The organism is Janthinobacterium sp. GMG1 (assembly GCF_034427795.1).
Classification (GTDB): Bacteria; Pseudomonadota; Gammaproteobacteria; order Burkholderiales; family Burkholderiaceae_D; genus Janthinobacterium.
The window spans coordinates 1,012,435-1,029,781 of sequence record NZ_JAXQNT010000001.1 but is presented as its reverse complement, the minus strand read 5'-3'; the positions used below and the strand labels follow the sequence as shown (position 1 = coordinate 1,029,781).

The window sequence follows — 17,347 nt, the reverse complement described above, 5'->3', positions numbered from 1 at the left end:
AGCAGATGGCGTGGTCCACCTTGAAGACTCCCCTGACCTGGCTGCTGGCGGCAGCCGCCCTGGCCTTGCCGCTGTGGGCCATGGCCCAGCCGGGCATCCCGGCCTTCAACAGCACGCCGGCGCCGGGCGGGGGACAGAATTATTCCTTGCCGGTGCAGACGCTCATCCTGATGACGTCGCTCACCTTTTTGCCGGCGGCCTTGCTGATGATGACCTGCTTTACGCGCATCATCATCGTGCTGTCCTTGCTGCGCCAGGCCATCGGCACGCAATCGGCGCCGCCGAACCAGGTGCTGGTGGGGCTTGCCCTGTTCCTGACTTTGTTCGTCATGGGTCCCGTGTTCGACAAGATTTATACGGATGCCTATCTTCCTTATCAGGAAAACAAGATCACCATGCAGCAGGCGATGGACAAGGGCGTCGATCCCCTGAAAACCTTCATGCTCAAGCAGACACGCCAGGCCGACCTGGCCCTGTTTGCCAAGATGTCGCGCTCGCCGGCCCTGCAAGGCCCGGAAGACGTGCCGCTGCGCATCCTCGTGCCCGCCTTCGTCACCAGCGAGCTGAAAACGGCGTTCCAGATCGGCTTTGCCATCTTCATCCCGTTTTTGATCATCGACATGGTGGTCGCCAGCGTGCTGATGTCGATGGGTATGATGATGATGTCGCCCGCGACGATTTCGCTGCCGTTCAAGCTGATGCTGTTCGTGCTGGTCGATGGCTGGCAGTTGCTGCTGGGCTCGCTGTCACAGAGTTTTTACTAGGGGAAGTACGATGACACCCGAAAGCGTCATGACCCTGGGCCGCCATGCGATGGAAATCACGCTGATGGTAGCGGCGCCCATGTTGCTCGTCGCCCTCATCATCGGCTTGATCGTGAGTATTTTCCAGGCGGCCACGCAGATCAACGAGGCGACCCTGTCCTTCATTCCCAAACTGGTCGGCATTTTCGTCGCCCTCGTCGTGGCCGGCCCGTGGATGCTGTCCGTCATGCTCGACTATATGCGCCAGGTGTTTACGGGCATCCCGAACCTGGTGGGCTAGTGCAGTCGCTGTTGCCATGCTGACCCTGTCCAGCATCGAACTCAATACCTGGATCGCAGCACTGCTGTGGCCACTTAGCCGCATCCTGGGCCTGATTGCGGCCGCCCCCCTGTTCGGCAACGCGGCCGTGCCGGCCACCGTCAAGGTGACCCTGGGCGCGCTGCTGGCCATGATCATCGCCCCCACCGTGCCGGCCTTGCCTGCCGTCAACCCGATGTCCTTGCCAGGCTTGTTGATTCTCACGCAGGAGATGCTGGTGGGCCTGGCCATGGGTTTTTCCATCCGTATCGTGTTTTCCGCCATCGAAATGGCCGGTGAAATCAGCAGTCTGACCATGGGCCTGGGCTTCGCCTCGTTCTTCGACCCGCAAACCAAGGGCCGCTCTTCCGCCATCAGCCAGTTCCTCGTCATGCTGGCCACCTTGATGTTTCTGACAGTCAACGGCCACCTGGTCTTGCTGGCGGCGCTGGCGGAAAGCTTTGTCAGCCTGCCGATTTCATCGAGTCCTATCAGCGGCGGCGGTTTCCAGCAATTGGCGGCCTGGGGTGGGGAAATCTTTCGTTCCGGCCTGCAAATTTCGCTGCCCATCATCGCGGCCCTGCTGCTGACCAACGTGGCGCTGGGCATCCTGACGCGGGCCGCGCCGCAGCTGAACATTTTCGGTATCGGTTTTCCCGTCACCCTGGGCGTGGGCTTGCTGGTGATCGGCATGGTCCTGCCCTACCTGGCCACGCCGTTCCAGAACATGTTCCTGCGCGGCATAGAAACGGCGCGTTTGCTGCCACGCGGCTTTGCCACGCGCGACCGGCCTGCGCCGCCCGTACCGCCGAATCCCTTGCGCCCGGCGCCACCGGCACCGCTGCCAGCCGCGCGCTGAACAGAAGTATCAGCCCAGCGCGTGGCGCAGCAGCAGCGCCGACAGCACGAACATCGTGATACCAATCAAGCCATCGAGCACTTGCCAGGCCCGGGGCCGCGCAAACCACGGCGCCAGCCAGCGCGCGCCAAATCCCAGCGAGGCAAACCACAGCAGGCTGGCCGCGCTGGCGCCGGCGATAAACCAGGCGCGCAGCGCGCCCGGCTGCTGGGCGCCGATGCTTCCCACCAGCAATACCGTATCCAGATACACATGCGGATTGAGCAAGGTAAAGGCCGCAGCCTGCGCCAGGATGGCAGCCAGGCCCAGTTGCGCCCCGCCTTCGGCCGCGCGCAACTGCTGCGGCCGGCGCGCGCGCTGCAGGGCTTGCCAACCGTAGACGACCAGGAAAGCGGCGCCACCCAACGCCAGCGCGCTGGCCAAAAGGGGACGCTGCCCCAGCGCACTGGCCATGCCCAGGACGCCGGAGGCAATCAGCGCCGCGTCGGCCAGGGCGCAAAACAGCACGATGGCGCCCACGTGTTCGCGGCGCAAGCCTTGTCGCAAGACAAAAGCGTTTTGCGAACCGATGGCAACGATGAGTCCCAAGCCCAGGGTCATGCCTTGGAGAAAGACGGAAAAAACCAGTGGTGTGGTGGCGGTCGGGAGTGTCATGCGGCGATCTTGCCAGCCCCACGAAATGAAGGCAAACTACCTTTTCTACAGCCAGTTAAGGAAAACTTCATTCATGCTCGATTATGCCGCCCTCGCCGCACTGGCCGCCGTCATCCGCGAAGGCAGTTTCGAGCGCGCGGCGCGCGCCTTGCACGTGACGCCATCGGCCATTTCGCAGCGCATCCGCCTGCTGGAAGAGCGCGTCGGCTGCGCGCTGGTGATACGCGACCAGCCCTGCCGCGCCACGCAAACGGGCCGGCGCCTGTGCCAGCACGTGGACCAGGTGCAATTGCTGGAGCAGGATTTGCAGGGGACCTTGCCGGCGCTGGCAGCGCAAGGCCCCTCGCGCGCCAGCGTGCCCGTCGCCGTGAATGCCGACAGCCTGGCCACCTGGCTGGCGCCCGCCATCGCTGCCTTCGCTGCCGAACACCCGGTGCTGCTGCAGGTGGCCGTCGACGACCAGGACCATACGGCCGAGTGGCTGCGCAGCGGCGCCGTGCTGGCGGCCGTCAGCGCCACGGCCCGGCCCGCATCAGGCTGCAACAGCCGTCCGTTGGGCGCCATGCGCTACCTGGCGGCCGCCAGTCCCGCCTTCGTGCAGCGGCATTTTGCCCACGGCGTGGGCGCCGCCAGTCTGGCGCTGGCGCCCAGCCTCGTCTTCAATGCCAAGGACGAGCTGCAATCGCGCTGGGTGCGCCGCCTGTGCCACCGGCACGTGGAATTGCCGCGCCATGCCCTGCCTTCGTCGCACGCCTTCGTCACGGCAAGCCTGGCCGGCATGGGCTGGGGCTTGCACCCGCAGGCGCTGATCCAACCCCACCTTGACAAGGGCGCCCTGGTGGAACTGCTGCCCGCTACGCCATTGGACGTTCCCCTGTACTGGCATACGGCGCGTGCCGCGTCCAGCCTGCTCGACGGCTTGAGCGCAGCCATCCTGGCCGCCGCCCGCACGGGCCTGCTGCCGCCCTGATCCGTCGCGTCAGGGCTGGTCGCTGCTGAACGCAAAACGCCAGTGCCGCAGGTCGACGTTCAAACGCAACTGGTGATGCTTGACCAGGTAGCGCACGCCGACCAGCGCCGCCGCCAGGCCCGAGAGTGCGCCTATACCCAGCGCCCAGCGCGGGCCGAAGGTATCAGCTACCCAGCCCACGATGGGCGCGCCCAGCGGCGTGCCGCCCGCCGAGATGGCCAGCACGATGGCCATGACCCGGCCCCGCATGGCGGGCGCCGTCGACAGTTGCACGCTGCTGTTGACGCTGGTGGTAAAGGTTTGCGCGGCAATGCCGATGACCACCAGCGTCATGCCGAACAGCCAGTAATTGGGCATCACGGCGGCCAGCGCGCACGCCACGCCGAACAGCGCTGCGGCGCCCAGCAGCAAGGCCAGGGTGGGCTGGCCGCGCCCCGCCGCCAGCAAGGCGCCGGCCACGGAGCCGCAAGCCATGATGGAACTGAGCACGCCATACTGGCCGGCGCCCGCATGGAAGGCCGTCACGGACATGGTCGACAGGAAAATCGGGAAGTTCAGGCCAAAGGTGCCGATCAGGAATAGCATCAGCAAAATAGCCATCAGGTCGGGCCGCTGGCGCACGTAGCGGAATCCCTCGCCCAGGCTGGCGCGCGTGGCCTTCAGGCGCGGCGCGCGGCGCAGCAATTCCACGCGCAGCAGCAACAGCGATCCGATCACGGCGGCAAACGAGACGGCGTTGATGATGAAGACCCAGCCGCTGCCGACGCTGCTGATCAGCAAGCCGGCGACCGCCGGGCCCAGCATGCGCGCCGCATTGAACGAGGTGGAATTGAGCGCCACGGCGTTCGTCAAATCTTCCTCGCCAACGATTTCGGCAACAAAAGTCTGGCGCACGGGCGAATCGAAGGCCGTCACGCAGCCCAGCAGGAAAGCAAACACATACACGTGCCACAGTTGTACCAGGCCGCTGATGCACAGCAAGCCCAGGCCCAGCGCCAGTAAACCCATGGCCGCCTGCGTACACAACAACAATTTCCTGCGATCCAGCAAATCGGCCGCCATGCCCGTCAGCGGCAGCAACAGCAGTTGCGGGCCGAATTGCAAGGCCATGACGATGCCGACGGCGCTGGCATTGTGCTGCGTCAATTCGCTCAGCACCAGCCAATCCTGCGCCGTGCGCTGCATCCAGGTGCCGATATTCGACACGAGGGCGCCGCCGGCCCAGATACGGTAATTGGGAATGCGTAGCGAACGGAATGTGTTGTTCATCTGGGCGTGCGGGCTCCTTGCCGGGGTCGTGGTGAAAAATTCAGCGGATCACTCCGCCAAGCGTTTGAGTAATGCCACCGCATGGTTCAGTTCGGTGACTTCGTCCGGCGTGAGCCGGGTTTCAATGGTGCGCGCCAGCCAGTCTTCGCGCGCGGCGCGGCTGGCCGCTATCCAGGCGCGGCAGCTGTCCGTCAGGGTCAATAGCGTTTGCCGGCCATCAAGCGGATCGGGCGAACCCGTCACCATCTGCGCTTCCGTCAAGGCTTGCACGGTGGCGGCCATCGACTGGGGCCGCATGCCTTCGGCGCGCGCCAGGCTGCTGGCAGTGGCCGGGCCGTCGCGTTCAAGACGGCTGAGCACGGATGCCTGCGACATGCTGACATCGCCCAGGTGCGCCTCTTCGCGCAGGCGGCGGCGCAGCTTGCCGACCAGGATGCGCAATTCGCCGGCCAGTTGCAGGACTTGTTCGTGGTCTTCTTGCGGGGTGGTCATGGTAGCCGTGTGGTGGATCAACGGCCCCTACTATAACACATATGCAGGTAGACTGCACAGTTTGCCTGTATATCTTGTCAAGACAGCCATCTTGCGGACGCAAAAAAGCCGGGGCGGGAGATCTCCTCCCTGCCCCGGCTTGCCGGACTTCCTGCCGATGCGGCTGTTTAGCTGATGTAGTTGAACAACGACAGGCCCGAGATCGAGGTGAACGTTTTCTGCGCCGCCTGCAGGGTAACTTGCTGCTGGCTGAAGTTGGAAATGGCTTTGACCATGTCGAGGTCTTGCAGGTCCGACAGGGTGGTGGCGTACTGGATGTCGAGGTCGTCGCCGGCGCTGTCGAGATAATCGAGTTCCTTCATGCGCGAACCGACTTCCGCGCGCACGGACAGGACATTGTCGTAGGCTGTGTCGAGAATATTATGCGCGGCGTTCAAGCCATTCGTCAGGCGCGCCTGTCCCGCATCGCCACTGCCCGGCTGGCGCAGCACGCCGATCAGGTTTTTCACGGTGGTAAACAGCGATTCCTTGGCGCTCGGCTCCAGGGTAAAGCTGTCCTGGTCGGCCGGCTTGCCCGTGATGTTCACCTGCTGGCCATCGAAGGTGATGGCGTCGCCCGCCTTGTAGGGGATGGGCACGGCGGGATTGGGCACCGTCTGGCCCAAGGTGGCGTCCGTGACAGTGTACGTGGTGACGGCATCCGTGCCCGTGCCCGTGACCTTGAAATCGATCGAATACTTATGCCCCGTCAATGCCGACGGGTCCGTCACCGTGCCGCCGGAAACGATGCCCGAGCCGCCGCGCGTGAAGTTGGCGGTGGCGGCCGCCGTGGTGAACTTGCCGTTGCCGGTCAGGTTGTTTTCAAACACGGTAGCGCCGGAATCGCTGGTAGCCAGGTAGCGCGCCGAGCCCACCTGCAGTTCGCGCTGGCCCTGGTCGCCCACATAGCTGGCGCCCGTCGGCGTCTGGCTGAATGGCTGGGTGGTGGATTTATAGCCGGAAAACAGGTAGCCGCCGGCGCCGTCGGCCGTGTTCGCGATGCCCAGCAAGTCGGTCAGCCGGCCTTCCAGTTCCTTGGCCAGGGTATCGCGGTCGACATCCTTGAGGGAAGGATTGCCGGCCTTCACGACCAGGTCTTTCACGTCGGCGATCAGCGAGGTGGTGCTGGCCAATGCCAGCTCTTCCTGCGACAGGAAGTTCTTCGCGTTCGAGCGGTTCGTCACGAACTGCGTGTTGATCGATTGCGACTGCGTCACTTCCAGCGCGCGCGCCGAGGCGATCGGATCGTCGGCCGGCGTCAGGTTGCGGCGGTTCGACGACAGCTGCATCTGCGTACGGTTCAAGGCACCCTGCAGATTGTTCAGCTGCGAGCTGCCCTGGTCATAAATCATTCGTGTGCTGATGCGCATGATGCTGCCCTTCCAGAAAGCCGCCGCGCGCTGCGCTGCGGTGAAAATTGATTAACGTCCCAGGCCGATCACCACGTCGAACAGGGTACTGGCAATTTGCATGACTTTGCCACATGCCTGGTAGGACTGCTGGTAACGCAACAGGTTGGCAGCCTCTTCATCGAGGTTGACGCCGGAAACGGCCTGCTGCTGGGTACTGGTCTGCTGCAGCAAGGCCAGGCTGGCCAGGCCGCTGACCTGTACTTCGCGCGTCTTGTTGCCCACGAAGCTCACGGTTTGCGCATACGAACCCTGGAACGTGGCATTGCCGCCATCGAGGATGTTCTTCGTCTGCAAGCCCGCCAGCAGCGCGGCGTTGCGATTGTCGCCCACACCACCCGTGTTCGGCGCAATGGTAAATTTATCGCCCTGCGCCGGCGTGCCCGTCATGCCGACATTGATGCCGCCAAAGCTGAAGTTGTCGCCTTCCGTATACGGGATGTTCGCCGTGCCGGCCGGATAGGTCGTGGTGGCGCCATTCAAGCCCTTGACCGTCACCGCCTGACCCGCCGGGAAACCCGTCAGCGAGGTGGTCGCCTTGTCGTAAGTCAAGGTCACGGGACCGGTCAGGGCATTGCCTGGTGTCAGGTAGGCCTTGTCGACGGAGCCGGCGCTGAGCTTGCCCGAACCCGTATTGGCCACGGGCGCCGCCGTGACGATCGGTGCGGCCGCGGCGATCTTGTTGCGGTCGGTGATCAGCACAGCCAGGCCGGCCGCACCGTTCGCCGTCGGCCTGATGACGTAGTTGTCGCCCTGGGCAGCCGTGCCCGAGATCGAGAAATCGACGCCGTCGATGGTTTGCGGCGCCGTTTGCGGGTAGGGATTGATGATGGTGTGCGCGCCGTCGGACTCGCGCGTCACCACATAATTGCTGCCGTCGTATTTCAGGCTGTAATCGCTGGCCGTCAGTTTGGTGGGGTCGCTGACCTTGGCCGACAGCACAGTGGTGCTGCTGGCGTTGTTGCCGCGATCGGCGCCGATCACGGGATCGGGTATCTTGAAAAAGTCGCCGCCCATGGCGCCATTCAAGTCCAGGCCCAGCTTGTGCTGGTCGTTGAAGGTGCTGGCCAGTGCGATGGCCACCTTGCCCAGCGAGTTCTGGACATTGTCCAGGGTACCGCTGCGGAATTCCAGCAAGCCGCCCAGCGAGCCGCCGGTCAGGGAGCTGTCCGGCAGTACGGTGACGGTACTGCCCGTGACATAGCCCACCTCGATGCGGTTCGGGTCCGTCCGCGAAGGCGTGGCCGCCAGCTCGAAGCTGCGGTCCGCCACCACCAGCGGCTGGCCCGAGCCGATGGAAATGGTGACGGTATTGTTGGCAGCGGGCTGCACCGTCGCCTTGACATATTTGTTCAATTCCGTGATCAGCTGGTCGCGCTGATCCAGCAGATCGTTGGGCTGGTTGCTGGCATCGACCGACAACTGGGAAATTGACTTGTTCAGCTCGGCGAGCTGCTTGGCGTAGGTATTGATCACCGTCACATTCGAGGTGATCTGCGAATTGACGCCGTCGCCGATCTCCGTCAGGCGCGCGCTCAAACCCTGGAAACGGGAAGCGAGCGAGCCGGCGCTCGACAGCAGCGCCTGGCGCGATGCGACCGAGGAGGGATTGGAGCTGAAATCCTGCACGCCCTTGAAGAAGTCCTGCAGGGCGGGCGACAGGCCCGCCGTGGGATCGGCCAGCAAGTTATCGATCTGACTGATCTGCGTGTAATAGGCGTCGAGCGCGCTGGTGGCGCTTTGCGCGGCATTGACCTGGGTAGCCATGAAACTGTCGTACTGGCGCTTGATCTGCGACACTTCCGTACCCGTACCGATGAAGCCATAGCCGGCATAGTTGGACTGCGAAGTCTGCTGCAGCACCACCTGGCGGTTGTAGCCGGCCACGTTGGCATTGGTGATGTTATGCCCGGTCGTCGACAGGCCCACCTGCGCTGCAAGCAAACCGCTCTTACCGATGCTGAGTAGATTCGAAGTCATGGTGTCTTATTGGTTACCGTCAAATGTATTTACGGCAGCCGCGGCGAAAACTTGAAGCGCGCGGCCTGCACAGGGGTATGGCGGTGGCTTAACCGACCAGCGAATTTTTAATGATTTTTGTCAATTTAGCAGCGTAATTCGGGTCCGTCGCGTAGCCGGCTTTCTGCAAGCCGTGGGCGAACGTGCTGGCGTCGCCCGCGCTGGCCAGGACTTTCTCGTAGCGCTTGTTGTTCGTAATCAACTGCGCATAGTCCTTGAAGCTGTCCGCGTAGTTGTCGTAGGCGCGGAATTTTTCCACCTTGCGCTGCGCCTTGCCATTCACGTATTCCGTGGTGACGGCTTCCGTGACCTTGCCCTTCCAGTCGCTGGATGCCTTGATGCCGAACAGGTTGTGGCTGCTGCTGCCGTCGCGGGCGATGATTTCGCGCTTGCCCCAGCCCGTCTCCAGCGCCGCCTGGCCCAGCATGAACTTGGCCGGGATGCCCGTGGCGCGGCTGGCTTCTTCCGCATGCACGCCCAGTTTTTCCTGGAAGGCGCGCACGTGCGGCGCCTGCGTGGCGTTGGCCTTGTCGCTCAGGGTCTTGCCGGCGGCGGCGGCGCTGCCGGCGCCATCCGTGAGGGCGCCCTGTTGCTGGCGGAAGGCGGCCAGCGCCTGCGCCATGCTGGACGACCGGGGCGACGGCGCTTCGGCGCCATCGGCGGCCAGCGCCTGGTTCGACGACGACAGCTGGCGGATCAGCACGTCCGCCAGGCCCGTGCCACGCTTGGCCAGGTTCTGGCTCGTCTGCTGGTCCAGCATCGAGGTGTACATCTTGCTTTGCTGGCTATCCATGATGCCGTCTTGCGGCGTCGCTTCGCGCATGCTTTTCATCATCATGTTGATGAACATGGCTTCGAATTGCGTGGCCGCCTCTTTCAGGGCGGCGGGGTCCTTCGCCTTGGCGGACTGGCGCAAGCCATCCATGCCTTTCACGTCATAGGCGGCGGTATTGCTGAGGTCGGTTTGACTGATCATGGCGTGTCCATCAAATGATTTCAAGTTCGGCGCGCAGCGAACCGGCCGCCTTCATCGCCTGCAGGATGGCCAGCAAGTCTTGCGGCGAGGCGCCGATGGCGTTGAGGGCTTTCACCACGTCGGACAGCGAGGCGCCGCCCTTGATCAGCATGACCTTGCCCGGTTCCTTCTTGATATCGATCTGCGCCGTCTGCGTGACCACCGTGCGTCCGCCCGACAAGGGCGCCGGCTGGCTCACTTGCGGCTCGACATTGATGGTGACGGACAGGTTGCCGTGCGAAATGGCGCACGTTTCCAGGGTCACGGACTGGTTCATCACGACGGAACCGGTGCGCGCGTTCATGATGACCTTGGCCGCCAGGCGGGCCGGATTGACTTCGATGCTTTCCAGCTGGCCCAGGAAGGACACGCGCTGGTCGCTGCCGCTGGGTGACTGCACCTGAATCACGCGGCCATCGAGCGCGGCGGCCGTGCCGGCGCCGTAGCGGCTGTTGATGGCGTCGACCACGCGGCTGGCGGTGGCAAAATCGGTGGCGTTCAATTCCAGGCGGATGGTGTTGTTGGCGCCCAGCACTGACGGCACGCTGCGCTCGACGGTAGCACCACCAGAAATACGTCCCACGCTCAGGTGATTGATGACAACGGAGCTGCCGGCCGCCTGCGCGCCCACGCCTCCCACCAGCACGTTGCCTTGCGCCATGCCATACACCTGGCCATCGGCGCCCTTCAAGGGCGTCATCAATAAAGTGCCGCCGCGCAAGCTTTTCGCATTACCCATCGACGACACCGTCACGTCGAGCAACTGGCCCGGCTGGGCAAACGCGGGCAAGGCCGTCGTCACCATCACGGCGGCCACGTTTTTCAGCTGCAAACTGGTGCCTTGCGGCAAGTTGATGCCCTGCTGCTGCAGCATCGCCGCCACGCTCTGGATGGTGAATGGGGTTTGCGTGGTCTGGTCGCCGCTGCCGTCGAGGCCGACGACGAGGCCATAGCCCATCAGCTGATTCTGGCGCACGCCGGCGATGCTGGCCAGGTCCTTGATGCGCTCGGCCTGCGCCATGGGCGCCAGCAGAGAGATGGCCAGGCCGAAAATGGCGGCAAAGCGGGAAAAGGTAAAAGTTGCCATAATCAGAAAGGCAGCAGGCTGAGGAAGAAGCGCGAGGCCATCGAAGCCATCTCGGCGCGGTCGATCTGGCTGTTGGTGCGGTATTCGACGCGCGCTTCGGCCACCTGGGTCGAGGGCACGACATTGCCCGTGCCGATGGTGTCCGGATTGACCATGCCCGAGAAGCGGATGAATTCCGTGCCCTTGTTCATGGCGATCTGTTTTTCGCCGGCAACGATCAGGTTGCCGTTTGGCAATACCTCGATCACCGTCACGCCGATCGTGCCGCTAAAAGTGTTGCTGGCGGACTGGTTGTCGCCATCGGCAAATTTCGTCGCGCCATTTGCCGCCACGGTGCCGCCGAAACGGCCTTGGGCGAAGCCGGGCGTGCTGAAGCCCACGCTGCCCGACTTGTTGCCGGAACTGGCACCCGCCTTGACGGCATTCGTGCGCTCGGTGATGGCGATCGTCATGGTGTCGCCCACGTGGCGCGCGCGGCGGTCTTCGAAGGCGGGACGGTAGGTCGACGGCTGGTAGATGGAGCCGTTGTTGACGACCACGGGTTCCGGCATCGGCGCGCGCGTGGTGGTCGGGTATTGCACGATGGACGTAGGCGTGATGGCGCAGCCGGACAGCAGGACTGCAGAGAACAAAGCGATGATGGGGTATTGCATGGCGAACCTCCGCTGCCATCCGGCGGCGGATGGCATGACGACTATGAAAATTAAAGTTGCGACAGTTTCTGCAGCATTTGATCGGATGTGGTGATGGCCTTGCTGTTGATCTCGTAGGCGCGCTGCGTCTGGATCATGTTGACCATTTCCTCGGCCACGTTGACGTTCGACGTCTCGATATAGCCCTGCATCAGCACGCCGGCGCCGTTCGTGCCCGGGGTGTTGGTTTGCGCCACGCCGGAAGCGCCCGTTTCCATGTACAGGTTTTCGCCCTTCGATTCCAGGCCGGCCGGATTGACGAAGGTGGTCAGCTGCAACGAGCCGATTTGCGATGGCGCCACCGTATCGGGCAAGGTGACGGAAACGGTGCCATCGCGCGCCACGGTCAGGCTCAGCGCATTGGTCGGCACGGTGATGGCGGGCTGGATGACGAAACCTTCGGACGTCACCAGCTGGCCGTTGGCATCCGTCTGGAACGAGCCGTCGCGCGTGTAGGCGGTGGCGCCGTCCGGCATCAGCACCTGGAAGAAACCGGTGCCGTTGACCATCACGTCGCGCGAATTGCCCGATGCCTGGGGATTGCCCTGCGTATGGATGCGTTCGGTTGCCACGGTGCGCACGCCCGTGCCGATCTGCAAACCCGATGGCAGCTGGGTTTGCTGCGACGATTGCGCGCCCGGCTGGCGCACATTTTGGTAAAGCAAGTCTTCAAACACGGCGCGCGACTTCTTGAAGCCGGTGGTGCTGACGTTGGCCAGGTTATTGGCGATCACGTCCATCTGCGTCTGTTGCGCTTCCAGGCCGGTTTTGGCAATCCAAAGGGAACGAATCATGATTTTTCTCCAATAACAGCGCTAACCAGCCCTGTAGACTATTTCTATGTGACCATTATGCGGTGGCCCCTATCAATTCAAAGCGAGGATCTGGGTGGCTTTCGCCGCGTTATTCTCGGCATTCTTCAACAGGCTCATTTGCGTTTCGAACTGGCGCGCCAGGGCGATCATGCTGACCATGGAGTCGACGGGGCTGACATTGCTGCCCTCCAGGGCACCGGTGGTCAGCTTGACGGCCTGGTCGGCCTGCGCCACCGTGCCATCCTTCAGGCGGAACAGGCCGTCGTCGCCGCGCACCAGTTGCTGCTCGGGCGGATTGACCAGCTTGATGCGCCCCAGCACCGTCGACGGGCCCGGCGGCACGTCCGTAGAAATCGTGCCCACCGTGCCGTCGCTGGCAATGGCTACCGTCACGCCGGGCGGAATCGCCATGGGGCCCGTATCGCCCTGCACCATCAGCCCGCCCTGCGTTTGCAGCATGCCGTTTTCATTGAGCTTCAGGGCGCCGTTGCGCGTGTAGGCTTCGGAACCGTCAGCCGACTGCACCGCGATCCAGCCGCCGTTTTCCACGGCCACGTCGAGCGCGCGGCCCGTGTGCTGCATCGGACCTTGCGTGAAATCGGAACCGACCGTCGAATCGACGACGAAGGCGCGCGTTGGCATCATGCCGTCGGCCACCACGGGCACGGCGCGGAACGAGTCGAGCTGGGCACGGAAACCCGTGCTGGTAGCGTTCGCCAGGTTGTTCGCCGTGGTCGCCTGTTTGTCGAGGATATGCTTGGCGCCCGAGCCGGCGGTGTAAATGAGACGGTCCATTTTTTATTTCTCCCAAACCAACAATAAAATCGGGGGCATGCGCCCCCGGTCAACTTATTAGCGGAGGTTGACGAGTGTTTGCAGAACCGAATCCTGCGTCTTGATGGTCTGCGCATTCGCCTGGTAGGCGCGCTGGGCCGTGATCATGTTGACCAGTTCCGCCGTCAGGTCGACGTTCGACACTTCGACGGCCGACGCGCGCAAGTCGCCCAGACCGCCCGAGCTTGGCGAACCCGTCATGGGACTGCCCGAGACCGAGCTTTCCGCCCAGGCATTGTTGCCCAGCGGTTCGAGGCCATTCGGATTGGCAAACTTGGTCAATACCACCTGGCCCAGATCGCGCGTCTTGCCATTGTTGTACTGCCCCTGGATCACGCCATCGGAACCCACGACGAAACGGCTCAGCTGGCCGGCCGCGTAGCCATCGGCCACGGTCCGCTTTTCGCTGGTGGACGAACTGAGCTGGGTGGAATTGGTGAAGTCGACCTTGATCGCCAGGTTGGCGTTCGCGCCTGTGGCAGGGAAGACGGGCAGGTTCACCGTCACCGGCAAGGTTTGCGGCGGCGTCAGGCCCAGCATGGCTGCCTTGTCCAGGTTGCCGACGCTGTTGAACACCAGCGAAGCCGACTTCACGGCGGGCACCTCCGTCACCGAGGAGATATTGGCGTCAATCTGGTCTGGCGTCAGGCTGGAATTGACGCCGTTGGGCACGGCGCTGCCATAGGTGGCGCTGATGGCATTCAACTGGGCGGTGCTGGCGCCGGCCAGCACCGCGGCGGCGCGCACTGCGGCGCCGGCCGCATTGCCATAGGCGACGGCGGCAGCCGTGATAGCCGCCGGTACCAGCGGCACGGCCGTGACGGCGGCCTGGTAGGTGGCACGCGCGGCCACCGAGGCGGCATCGGTCTGCGCTGCGGACGCCACTTTCGCGCTGGTGATTTCCTTGCCGTCAGTGGCCGAGTAGACATCCCATGTATTGGTACCCGTCTTGACATAGAAATTGGACATGGTGTGCGCATTGCCCAGCGAGTCGAAAACCGGCACAGGGAATTGCTGGGTCCACGACTTTTGCTCGCCCACGGTGAACGGCACCACGGTCGGCATGGCCGATTTGGAATCGAGATTAATCTGGGTATCGACCTTGGTGGTCGCCTGTGGCGCCATGTCGGACGGGTCGATCTGCAGCGGCACGGTGGCGCCGGCCAGGATCTTGCCGTTCGCATCGGCCGGATAGCCGGTCAGCTGGGCTTTCTGCGCATTGATGATGAAGCCGCTCTTGTCGACCTGGAACTGCCCGTTGCGCGAATACTGGATGGCGCCGTTCACGCTGGTGCGGAAGAAACCGCCGCCATTGATGGCGATGTCGAGCGGATTGGACGAGCTCTCCAGGTTACCCTGGTTGAACAGCTGCGCCACTTGTGACACGGACACGCCGATGCCGGGCTGGTTGCCGCCCACGCCATACAGCGAGTTGGCATAAATGTCGGCAAACTGCGCCTGCGATTGCTTGAAACCCACGGTGGCCGAGTTGGCGATGTTGTTGCCGATGACGTCCAGCGATTTGGCGGCGCCGTTCAAGCCGCTCAGGCCTTGTTGGAAAGACATTGTGTTCTCCTGGTAGAAATTAGGGGTAGAGGGTCACGCTAAGGGGAAGCGGCTTACAAAATCTGTTTCACATCGGCCATGGTGATACTGCCCACGCCCGGCACGTTCAATTTCACGCCACCCGCGCCCGTCGACACGCTGGCGACCGAGCCAAACATCAGCGCCGCGGCATCGGTCAGCTTGGCGCCGCCGCGCGTGGCTTCCACCGAAAAGGTGTAGGCGCCATCCGGCAGCACGATGTTCTTGCCATCCTTGTCGAGCTCGGCGGTGGAGCCGTTCCAGCCCAGCGGCAAGGTACCCGCGTCCTGCGGGCCCAGGTCGATGGAATGGACTTCCTTGCCCGTGCTGTTGTAGATGATGACCTTGACCTTGTCGGCCGGAGTCGCCAAGTCCACGCCCAGCAGGGCCGCGCTCTTGCTCAAGTTGATGCTCTTGCCTGCCGTCAGCACGCCGTGGCCGATGATGTTGGCCGCCTGCATCGATTCGGCCTGCTGGTAGCTGGTCTTGAGCGTTTCCAGGGTGGTATTGAGCTTGTTGACGCCCGTCACCGTGGACAGCTGGGCCAGCTGGCTCGTCAGCTGTGCATTGTCCAGCGGGTTCATCGGATCCTGGTTTTGCAGCTGGGTCACCAGCAGGGTCAGGAATTTGTTCGTTTCTTCCTCGACGCTGCCTTTCTCGGCCGTGGTCTTCTTCGGATTCATCGTCGCCATCAGGTCGGTGACTTTGGAGGTGCTGGTATCGATGGTTGCCATAATGATCAGTCAGCCTTATTGGCCGATGGTGAGGGTTTTCAGGAGCAGCGACTTGGCCGCGTTCATGGTTTCCACGTTGGTCTGGTACGAGCGCGAAGCCGACAGCATGTTGACCATCTCGTCGACCGTATTCACGTTGGGCATGGTGACGTAGCCCTTCTCGTCGGCCAGCGGGTTCTTCGGGTCGTAGACCAGCTTCATCGGCGACGGGTCTTCGATCACCTTCTGCACCTTGACGGCCGTGGCGCCATTGGCCATGGGCACGGCTTCAAACACCACCTGCTTGGCGCGATAGGCTTCGCCCGTGGCGCTGGTGGCGCTGTCCGCATTGGCCAGATTGCTGGCCACCGTGTTCAGGCGCTGCGCCTGGGCGCTCATGGCCGAACCGGAAACATTGAAGATATTAAATAGCGACATGATTATTGTCCTCCCTGGATGGCCGTCAGCATGCCCTTGATCTGCGAGTTGAGGAACGTCACGGCCGCCTCGTAGCGGATGGCGTTATCGGCAAAGGCATTGCGCTCGAGATCCATGTCGACCGTATTGCCATCGACGGCGCCCTGGGCCGGCGCGCGGTACAGCAACGGCGTGCCGTCGGCCAGGGTCTCGACCTTGCCGCCACCGGCTGCGCCCGCTGCGGCGGCCACGCCCTTGCCCGGCATATGCTGCGGCGCCGTGCCCTTCAGCGCAGGCGGCACGCCGTCCTTGCGCGCCATCGCGCCCTTCAGCGCGGCGGCGAAATCGACATCGCGCGCCTTGTAGTTGGGCGTATCGGCATTGGCGATGTTCGAGGCGAGCAATTCCTGGCGCGTCGAGCGCAGGCTCAGCGCCGTCTCGTTGAAGCGCATGTAATCGTCGAGTTTCCCTATCATGTCAGGCTCCGGAAAGATCTGCCACTGGCGCCCGAGATGGCGGAAGGATGGCGGTATAGTGATGACAGGAAACATAGTACGGCGCCCACCAGCAAGACCATCGCCGGATCAGACCATACTTTTACCCCTTAATCGGCGCTTCGAACGGGGCGGCGCGCACTATCATGGCAGTATTCCAGAGGCCTATCACCATGAAAACACCGCTTGCTTTCTTCTTTGCTTTTGCCGCCCTGCCACTGCTGGCGCAGGCGCAAAACGCCGGCCGGCAAACGCCGGAAGCGCTGCGCAACAGCGTGGACCAGTTCCTGCAGGTGCAAAGCAACGGTTTGCCGGGCAAGGTGACCATCACCGTCGGCGCCGTCGATCCGCGCCTGAACCTGGCCGCCTGCCCCGCGCCGCAAGCGTTCATGGCGCCGGGCGCGCGCGCCTGGGGCAAGACCACCGTCGGCGTGCGCTGCACGGCGCCCTCCAGCTGGACCATTTATTTGCAAGCGAACGTGGCCGTCGTGGGCGACTACGTGGCCAGCGCCGTGCCGCTGGCGCAGGGACAAGCCATCGACGCCAGCCAGCTGGTGACGATGCAGGGCGACCTGGCCGCATTGCCGGCAGGCATCGCTACAGACATGGCGCAGGTGGTGGGCGCCAGCACGAATATTTCCTTACCGCCAGGCACGCCGATGCGCCTCGACACCCTGCGCCGCAAGCCGGTGGTGATGCAGGGCCAGCTGGTGCGCGTCGTTTCCAGTGGCAATGGTTTCCAAGTGGCATCAGAAGGACGCGCCATCGGCAGTGCCGGCGATGGCCAGACGGTGCAGGTACGCACGCAGAGCGGCCAGCAGATCAGCGGCGTGGCGCGGGCTGGCGGCATGGTGGAGGTGGCGTTCTAAACACGGATGGACAGCGATATTGTGGTCTGGCGCACTAAAGTTTCGGAAGAAGGT

Annotated in this window: 19 protein-coding genes; 5 read left to right on the top strand and 14 right to left on the bottom strand. The window is 63.4% G+C overall.

Translation table 11 applies throughout. The features are described from left to right. Positions 1–5: 5 nt before the first annotated feature. The 3 genes from fliP to fliR are packed head-to-tail and all read left to right on the top strand — an operon-like array spanning position 6 to position 1,921. Positions 6–764, top strand: a complete 759-nt coding sequence (gene fliP / locus SJI03_RS04685) for a flagellar type III secretion system pore protein FliP (protein WP_369812289.1) — start codon at positions 6–8, stop codon at positions 762–764. Between the two features lie 10 nt (positions 765–774). Continuing rightward, positions 775–1,044, top strand: coding sequence for a flagellar biosynthesis protein FliQ (gene fliQ, locus SJI03_RS04680; protein ID WP_035821365.1), 270 nt, complete (start codon positions 775–777; stop codon positions 1,042–1,044). Positions 1,045–1,060: 16 nt separating this feature from the next. Continuing rightward, positions 1,061–1,921: a flagellar biosynthetic protein FliR gene (fliR, locus tag SJI03_RS04675; protein WP_099377942.1), complete on the top strand. Its 861-nt coding sequence runs from the start codon at positions 1,061–1,063 to the stop codon at positions 1,919–1,921. 9 nt (positions 1,922–1,930) lie between these two features. Here fliR and SJI03_RS04670 read toward each other — a convergent pair whose 3' ends face one another. Beyond that, complete coding sequence (locus tag SJI03_RS04670) at positions 1,931–2,575, bottom strand: LysE/ArgO family amino acid transporter (protein ID WP_322426400.1); 645 nt, start codon at positions 2,573–2,575, stop codon at positions 1,931–1,933. Between the two features lie 73 nt (positions 2,576–2,648). On the opposite strand from SJI03_RS04670, the gene SJI03_RS04665 reads away from it, so the two are divergent. Further along, positions 2,649–3,545: a LysR family transcriptional regulator ArgP gene (locus SJI03_RS04665; protein WP_322426399.1), complete on the top strand. Its 897-nt coding sequence runs from the start codon at positions 2,649–2,651 to the stop codon at positions 3,543–3,545. Positions 3,546–3,554: 9 nt separating this feature from the next. Here SJI03_RS04665 and SJI03_RS04660 read toward each other — a convergent pair whose 3' ends face one another. The 13 genes from SJI03_RS04660 to flgB all read right to left on the bottom strand — a co-directional run bounded on the left by SJI03_RS04660 (position 3,555) and on the right by flgB (position 16,406). Next, positions 3,555–4,814 carry an MFS transporter gene (locus tag SJI03_RS04660; protein WP_322426398.1) on the bottom strand — a complete coding sequence of 420 codons (1,260 nt, stop codon included), beginning with the start codon at positions 4,812–4,814 and terminating at the stop codon, positions 3,555–3,557. Between the two features lie 48 nt (positions 4,815–4,862). Then, positions 4,863–5,306, bottom strand: coding sequence for a MarR family winged helix-turn-helix transcriptional regulator (locus tag SJI03_RS04655; RefSeq protein ID WP_322426397.1), 444 nt, complete (start codon positions 5,304–5,306; stop codon positions 4,863–4,865). A gap of 167 nt (positions 5,307–5,473) precedes the next feature. Next, entirely contained in the window at positions 5,474–6,715 is a 1,242-nt protein-coding gene (gene flgL, locus SJI03_RS04650; protein WP_322426396.1) for a flagellar hook-associated protein FlgL, read from the bottom strand. A 51-nt stretch (positions 6,716–6,766) separates the two neighbouring features. After that, entirely contained in the window at positions 6,767–8,734 is a 1,968-nt protein-coding gene (gene flgK, locus SJI03_RS04645) for a flagellar hook-associated protein FlgK (RefSeq protein ID WP_322426395.1), read from the bottom strand. Positions 8,735–8,822: 88 nt separating this feature from the next. Then, entirely contained in the window at positions 8,823–9,749 is a 927-nt protein-coding gene (gene flgJ, locus SJI03_RS04640) for a flagellar assembly peptidoglycan hydrolase FlgJ (RefSeq protein WP_322426394.1), read from the bottom strand. A 10-nt stretch (positions 9,750–9,759) separates the two neighbouring features. Further along, positions 9,760–10,875, bottom strand: coding sequence for a flagellar basal body P-ring protein FlgI (locus SJI03_RS04635; RefSeq protein ID WP_322426393.1), 1,116 nt, complete (start codon positions 10,873–10,875; stop codon positions 9,760–9,762). Positions 10,876–10,877: 2 nt separating this feature from the next. Beyond that, positions 10,878–11,528, bottom strand: a complete 651-nt coding sequence (locus SJI03_RS04630; protein WP_099377950.1) for a flagellar basal body L-ring protein FlgH — start codon at positions 11,526–11,528, stop codon at positions 10,878–10,880. A gap of 50 nt (positions 11,529–11,578) precedes the next feature. Continuing rightward, positions 11,579–12,361, bottom strand: coding sequence for a flagellar basal-body rod protein FlgG (gene flgG, locus SJI03_RS04625; RefSeq protein WP_034754070.1), 783 nt, complete (start codon positions 12,359–12,361; stop codon positions 11,579–11,581). 72 nt (positions 12,362–12,433) lie between these two features. Next, the gene (locus SJI03_RS04620; protein ID WP_070253727.1) at positions 12,434–13,177 is read right to left on the bottom strand and encodes a flagellar basal body rod protein FlgF; all 744 of its coding nucleotides are present in this window, start codon (positions 13,175–13,177) and stop codon (positions 12,434–12,436) included. Positions 13,178–13,234: 57 nt separating this feature from the next. Then, positions 13,235–14,782, bottom strand: coding sequence for a flagellar hook protein FlgE (locus SJI03_RS04615; RefSeq protein ID WP_322426392.1), 1,548 nt, complete (start codon positions 14,780–14,782; stop codon positions 13,235–13,237). Between the two features lie 53 nt (positions 14,783–14,835). Next, on the bottom strand, positions 14,836–15,534 hold the full coding sequence (locus tag SJI03_RS04610) for a flagellar hook assembly protein FlgD (RefSeq protein WP_322426391.1): 699 nt from the start codon (positions 15,532–15,534) through the stop codon (positions 14,836–14,838). A 15-nt stretch (positions 15,535–15,549) separates the two neighbouring features. Next, the gene (gene flgC / locus SJI03_RS04605) at positions 15,550–15,951 is read right to left on the bottom strand and encodes a flagellar basal body rod protein FlgC (protein WP_034754081.1); all 402 of its coding nucleotides are present in this window, start codon (positions 15,949–15,951) and stop codon (positions 15,550–15,552) included. A 2-nt stretch (positions 15,952–15,953) separates the two neighbouring features. Continuing rightward, positions 15,954–16,406: a flagellar basal body rod protein FlgB gene (gene flgB, locus SJI03_RS04600; RefSeq protein WP_034754084.1), complete on the bottom strand. Its 453-nt coding sequence runs from the start codon at positions 16,404–16,406 to the stop codon at positions 15,954–15,956. Positions 16,407–16,597: 191 nt separating this feature from the next. Between flgB and flgA the strand changes: the two genes are divergently transcribed. Further along, entirely contained in the window at positions 16,598–17,293 is a 696-nt protein-coding gene (flgA, locus tag SJI03_RS04595) for a flagellar basal body P-ring formation chaperone FlgA (protein WP_322426390.1), read from the top strand. Positions 17,294–17,347 lie beyond the last annotated feature (54 nt).

Excerpts from the sequence above, each read along its gene's own strand:
- fliP (WP_369812289.1), top strand. The coding sequence starts at position 6 with ATGGCGTGGTCCACCTTGAAGACTCCCCTGACCTGGCTGCTGGCGGCA.
- fliQ (WP_035821365.1), top strand. The coding sequence starts at position 775 with ATGACACCCGAAAGCGTCATGACCCTGGGCCGCCATGCGATGGAAATC.
- fliR (WP_099377942.1), top strand. The coding sequence starts at position 1,061 with ATGCTGACCCTGTCCAGCATCGAACTCAATACCTGGATCGCAGCACTG.
- SJI03_RS04670 (WP_322426400.1), bottom strand. The coding sequence starts at position 2,575 with ATGACACTCCCGACCGCCACCACACCACTGGTTTTTTCCGTCTTTCTC.
- SJI03_RS04665 (WP_322426399.1), top strand. The coding sequence starts at position 2,649 with ATGCTCGATTATGCCGCCCTCGCCGCACTGGCCGCCGTCATCCGCGAA.
- SJI03_RS04660 (WP_322426398.1), bottom strand. The coding sequence starts at position 4,814 with ATGAACAACACATTCCGTTCGCTACGCATTCCCAATTACCGTATCTGG.
- SJI03_RS04655 (WP_322426397.1), bottom strand. The coding sequence starts at position 5,306 with ATGACCACCCCGCAAGAAGACCACGAACAAGTCCTGCAACTGGCCGGC.
- flgL (WP_322426396.1), bottom strand. The coding sequence starts at position 6,715 with ATGCGCATCAGCACACGAATGATTTATGACCAGGGCAGCTCGCAGCTG.
- flgK (WP_322426395.1), bottom strand. The coding sequence starts at position 8,734 with ATGACTTCGAATCTACTCAGCATCGGTAAGAGCGGTTTGCTTGCAGCG.
- flgJ (WP_322426394.1), bottom strand. The coding sequence starts at position 9,749 with ATGATCAGTCAAACCGACCTCAGCAATACCGCCGCCTATGACGTGAAA.
- SJI03_RS04635 (WP_322426393.1), bottom strand. The coding sequence starts at position 10,875 with ATGGCAACTTTTACCTTTTCCCGCTTTGCCGCCATTTTCGGCCTGGCC.
- SJI03_RS04630 (WP_099377950.1), bottom strand. The coding sequence starts at position 11,528 with ATGCAATACCCCATCATCGCTTTGTTCTCTGCAGTCCTGCTGTCCGGC.
- flgG (WP_034754070.1), bottom strand. The coding sequence starts at position 12,361 with ATGATTCGTTCCCTTTGGATTGCCAAAACCGGCCTGGAAGCGCAACAG.
- SJI03_RS04620 (WP_070253727.1), bottom strand. The coding sequence starts at position 13,177 with ATGGACCGTCTCATTTACACCGCCGGCTCGGGCGCCAAGCATATCCTC.
- SJI03_RS04615 (WP_322426392.1), bottom strand. The coding sequence starts at position 14,782 with ATGTCTTTCCAACAAGGCCTGAGCGGCTTGAACGGCGCCGCCAAATCG.
- SJI03_RS04610 (WP_322426391.1), bottom strand. The coding sequence starts at position 15,534 with ATGGCAACCATCGATACCAGCACCTCCAAAGTCACCGACCTGATGGCG.
- flgC (WP_034754081.1), bottom strand. The coding sequence starts at position 15,951 with ATGTCGCTATTTAATATCTTCAATGTTTCCGGTTCGGCCATGAGCGCC.
- flgB (WP_034754084.1), bottom strand. The coding sequence starts at position 16,406 with ATGATAGGGAAACTCGACGATTACATGCGCTTCAACGAGACGGCGCTG.
- flgA (WP_322426390.1), top strand. The coding sequence starts at position 16,598 with ATGAAAACACCGCTTGCTTTCTTCTTTGCTTTTGCCGCCCTGCCACTG.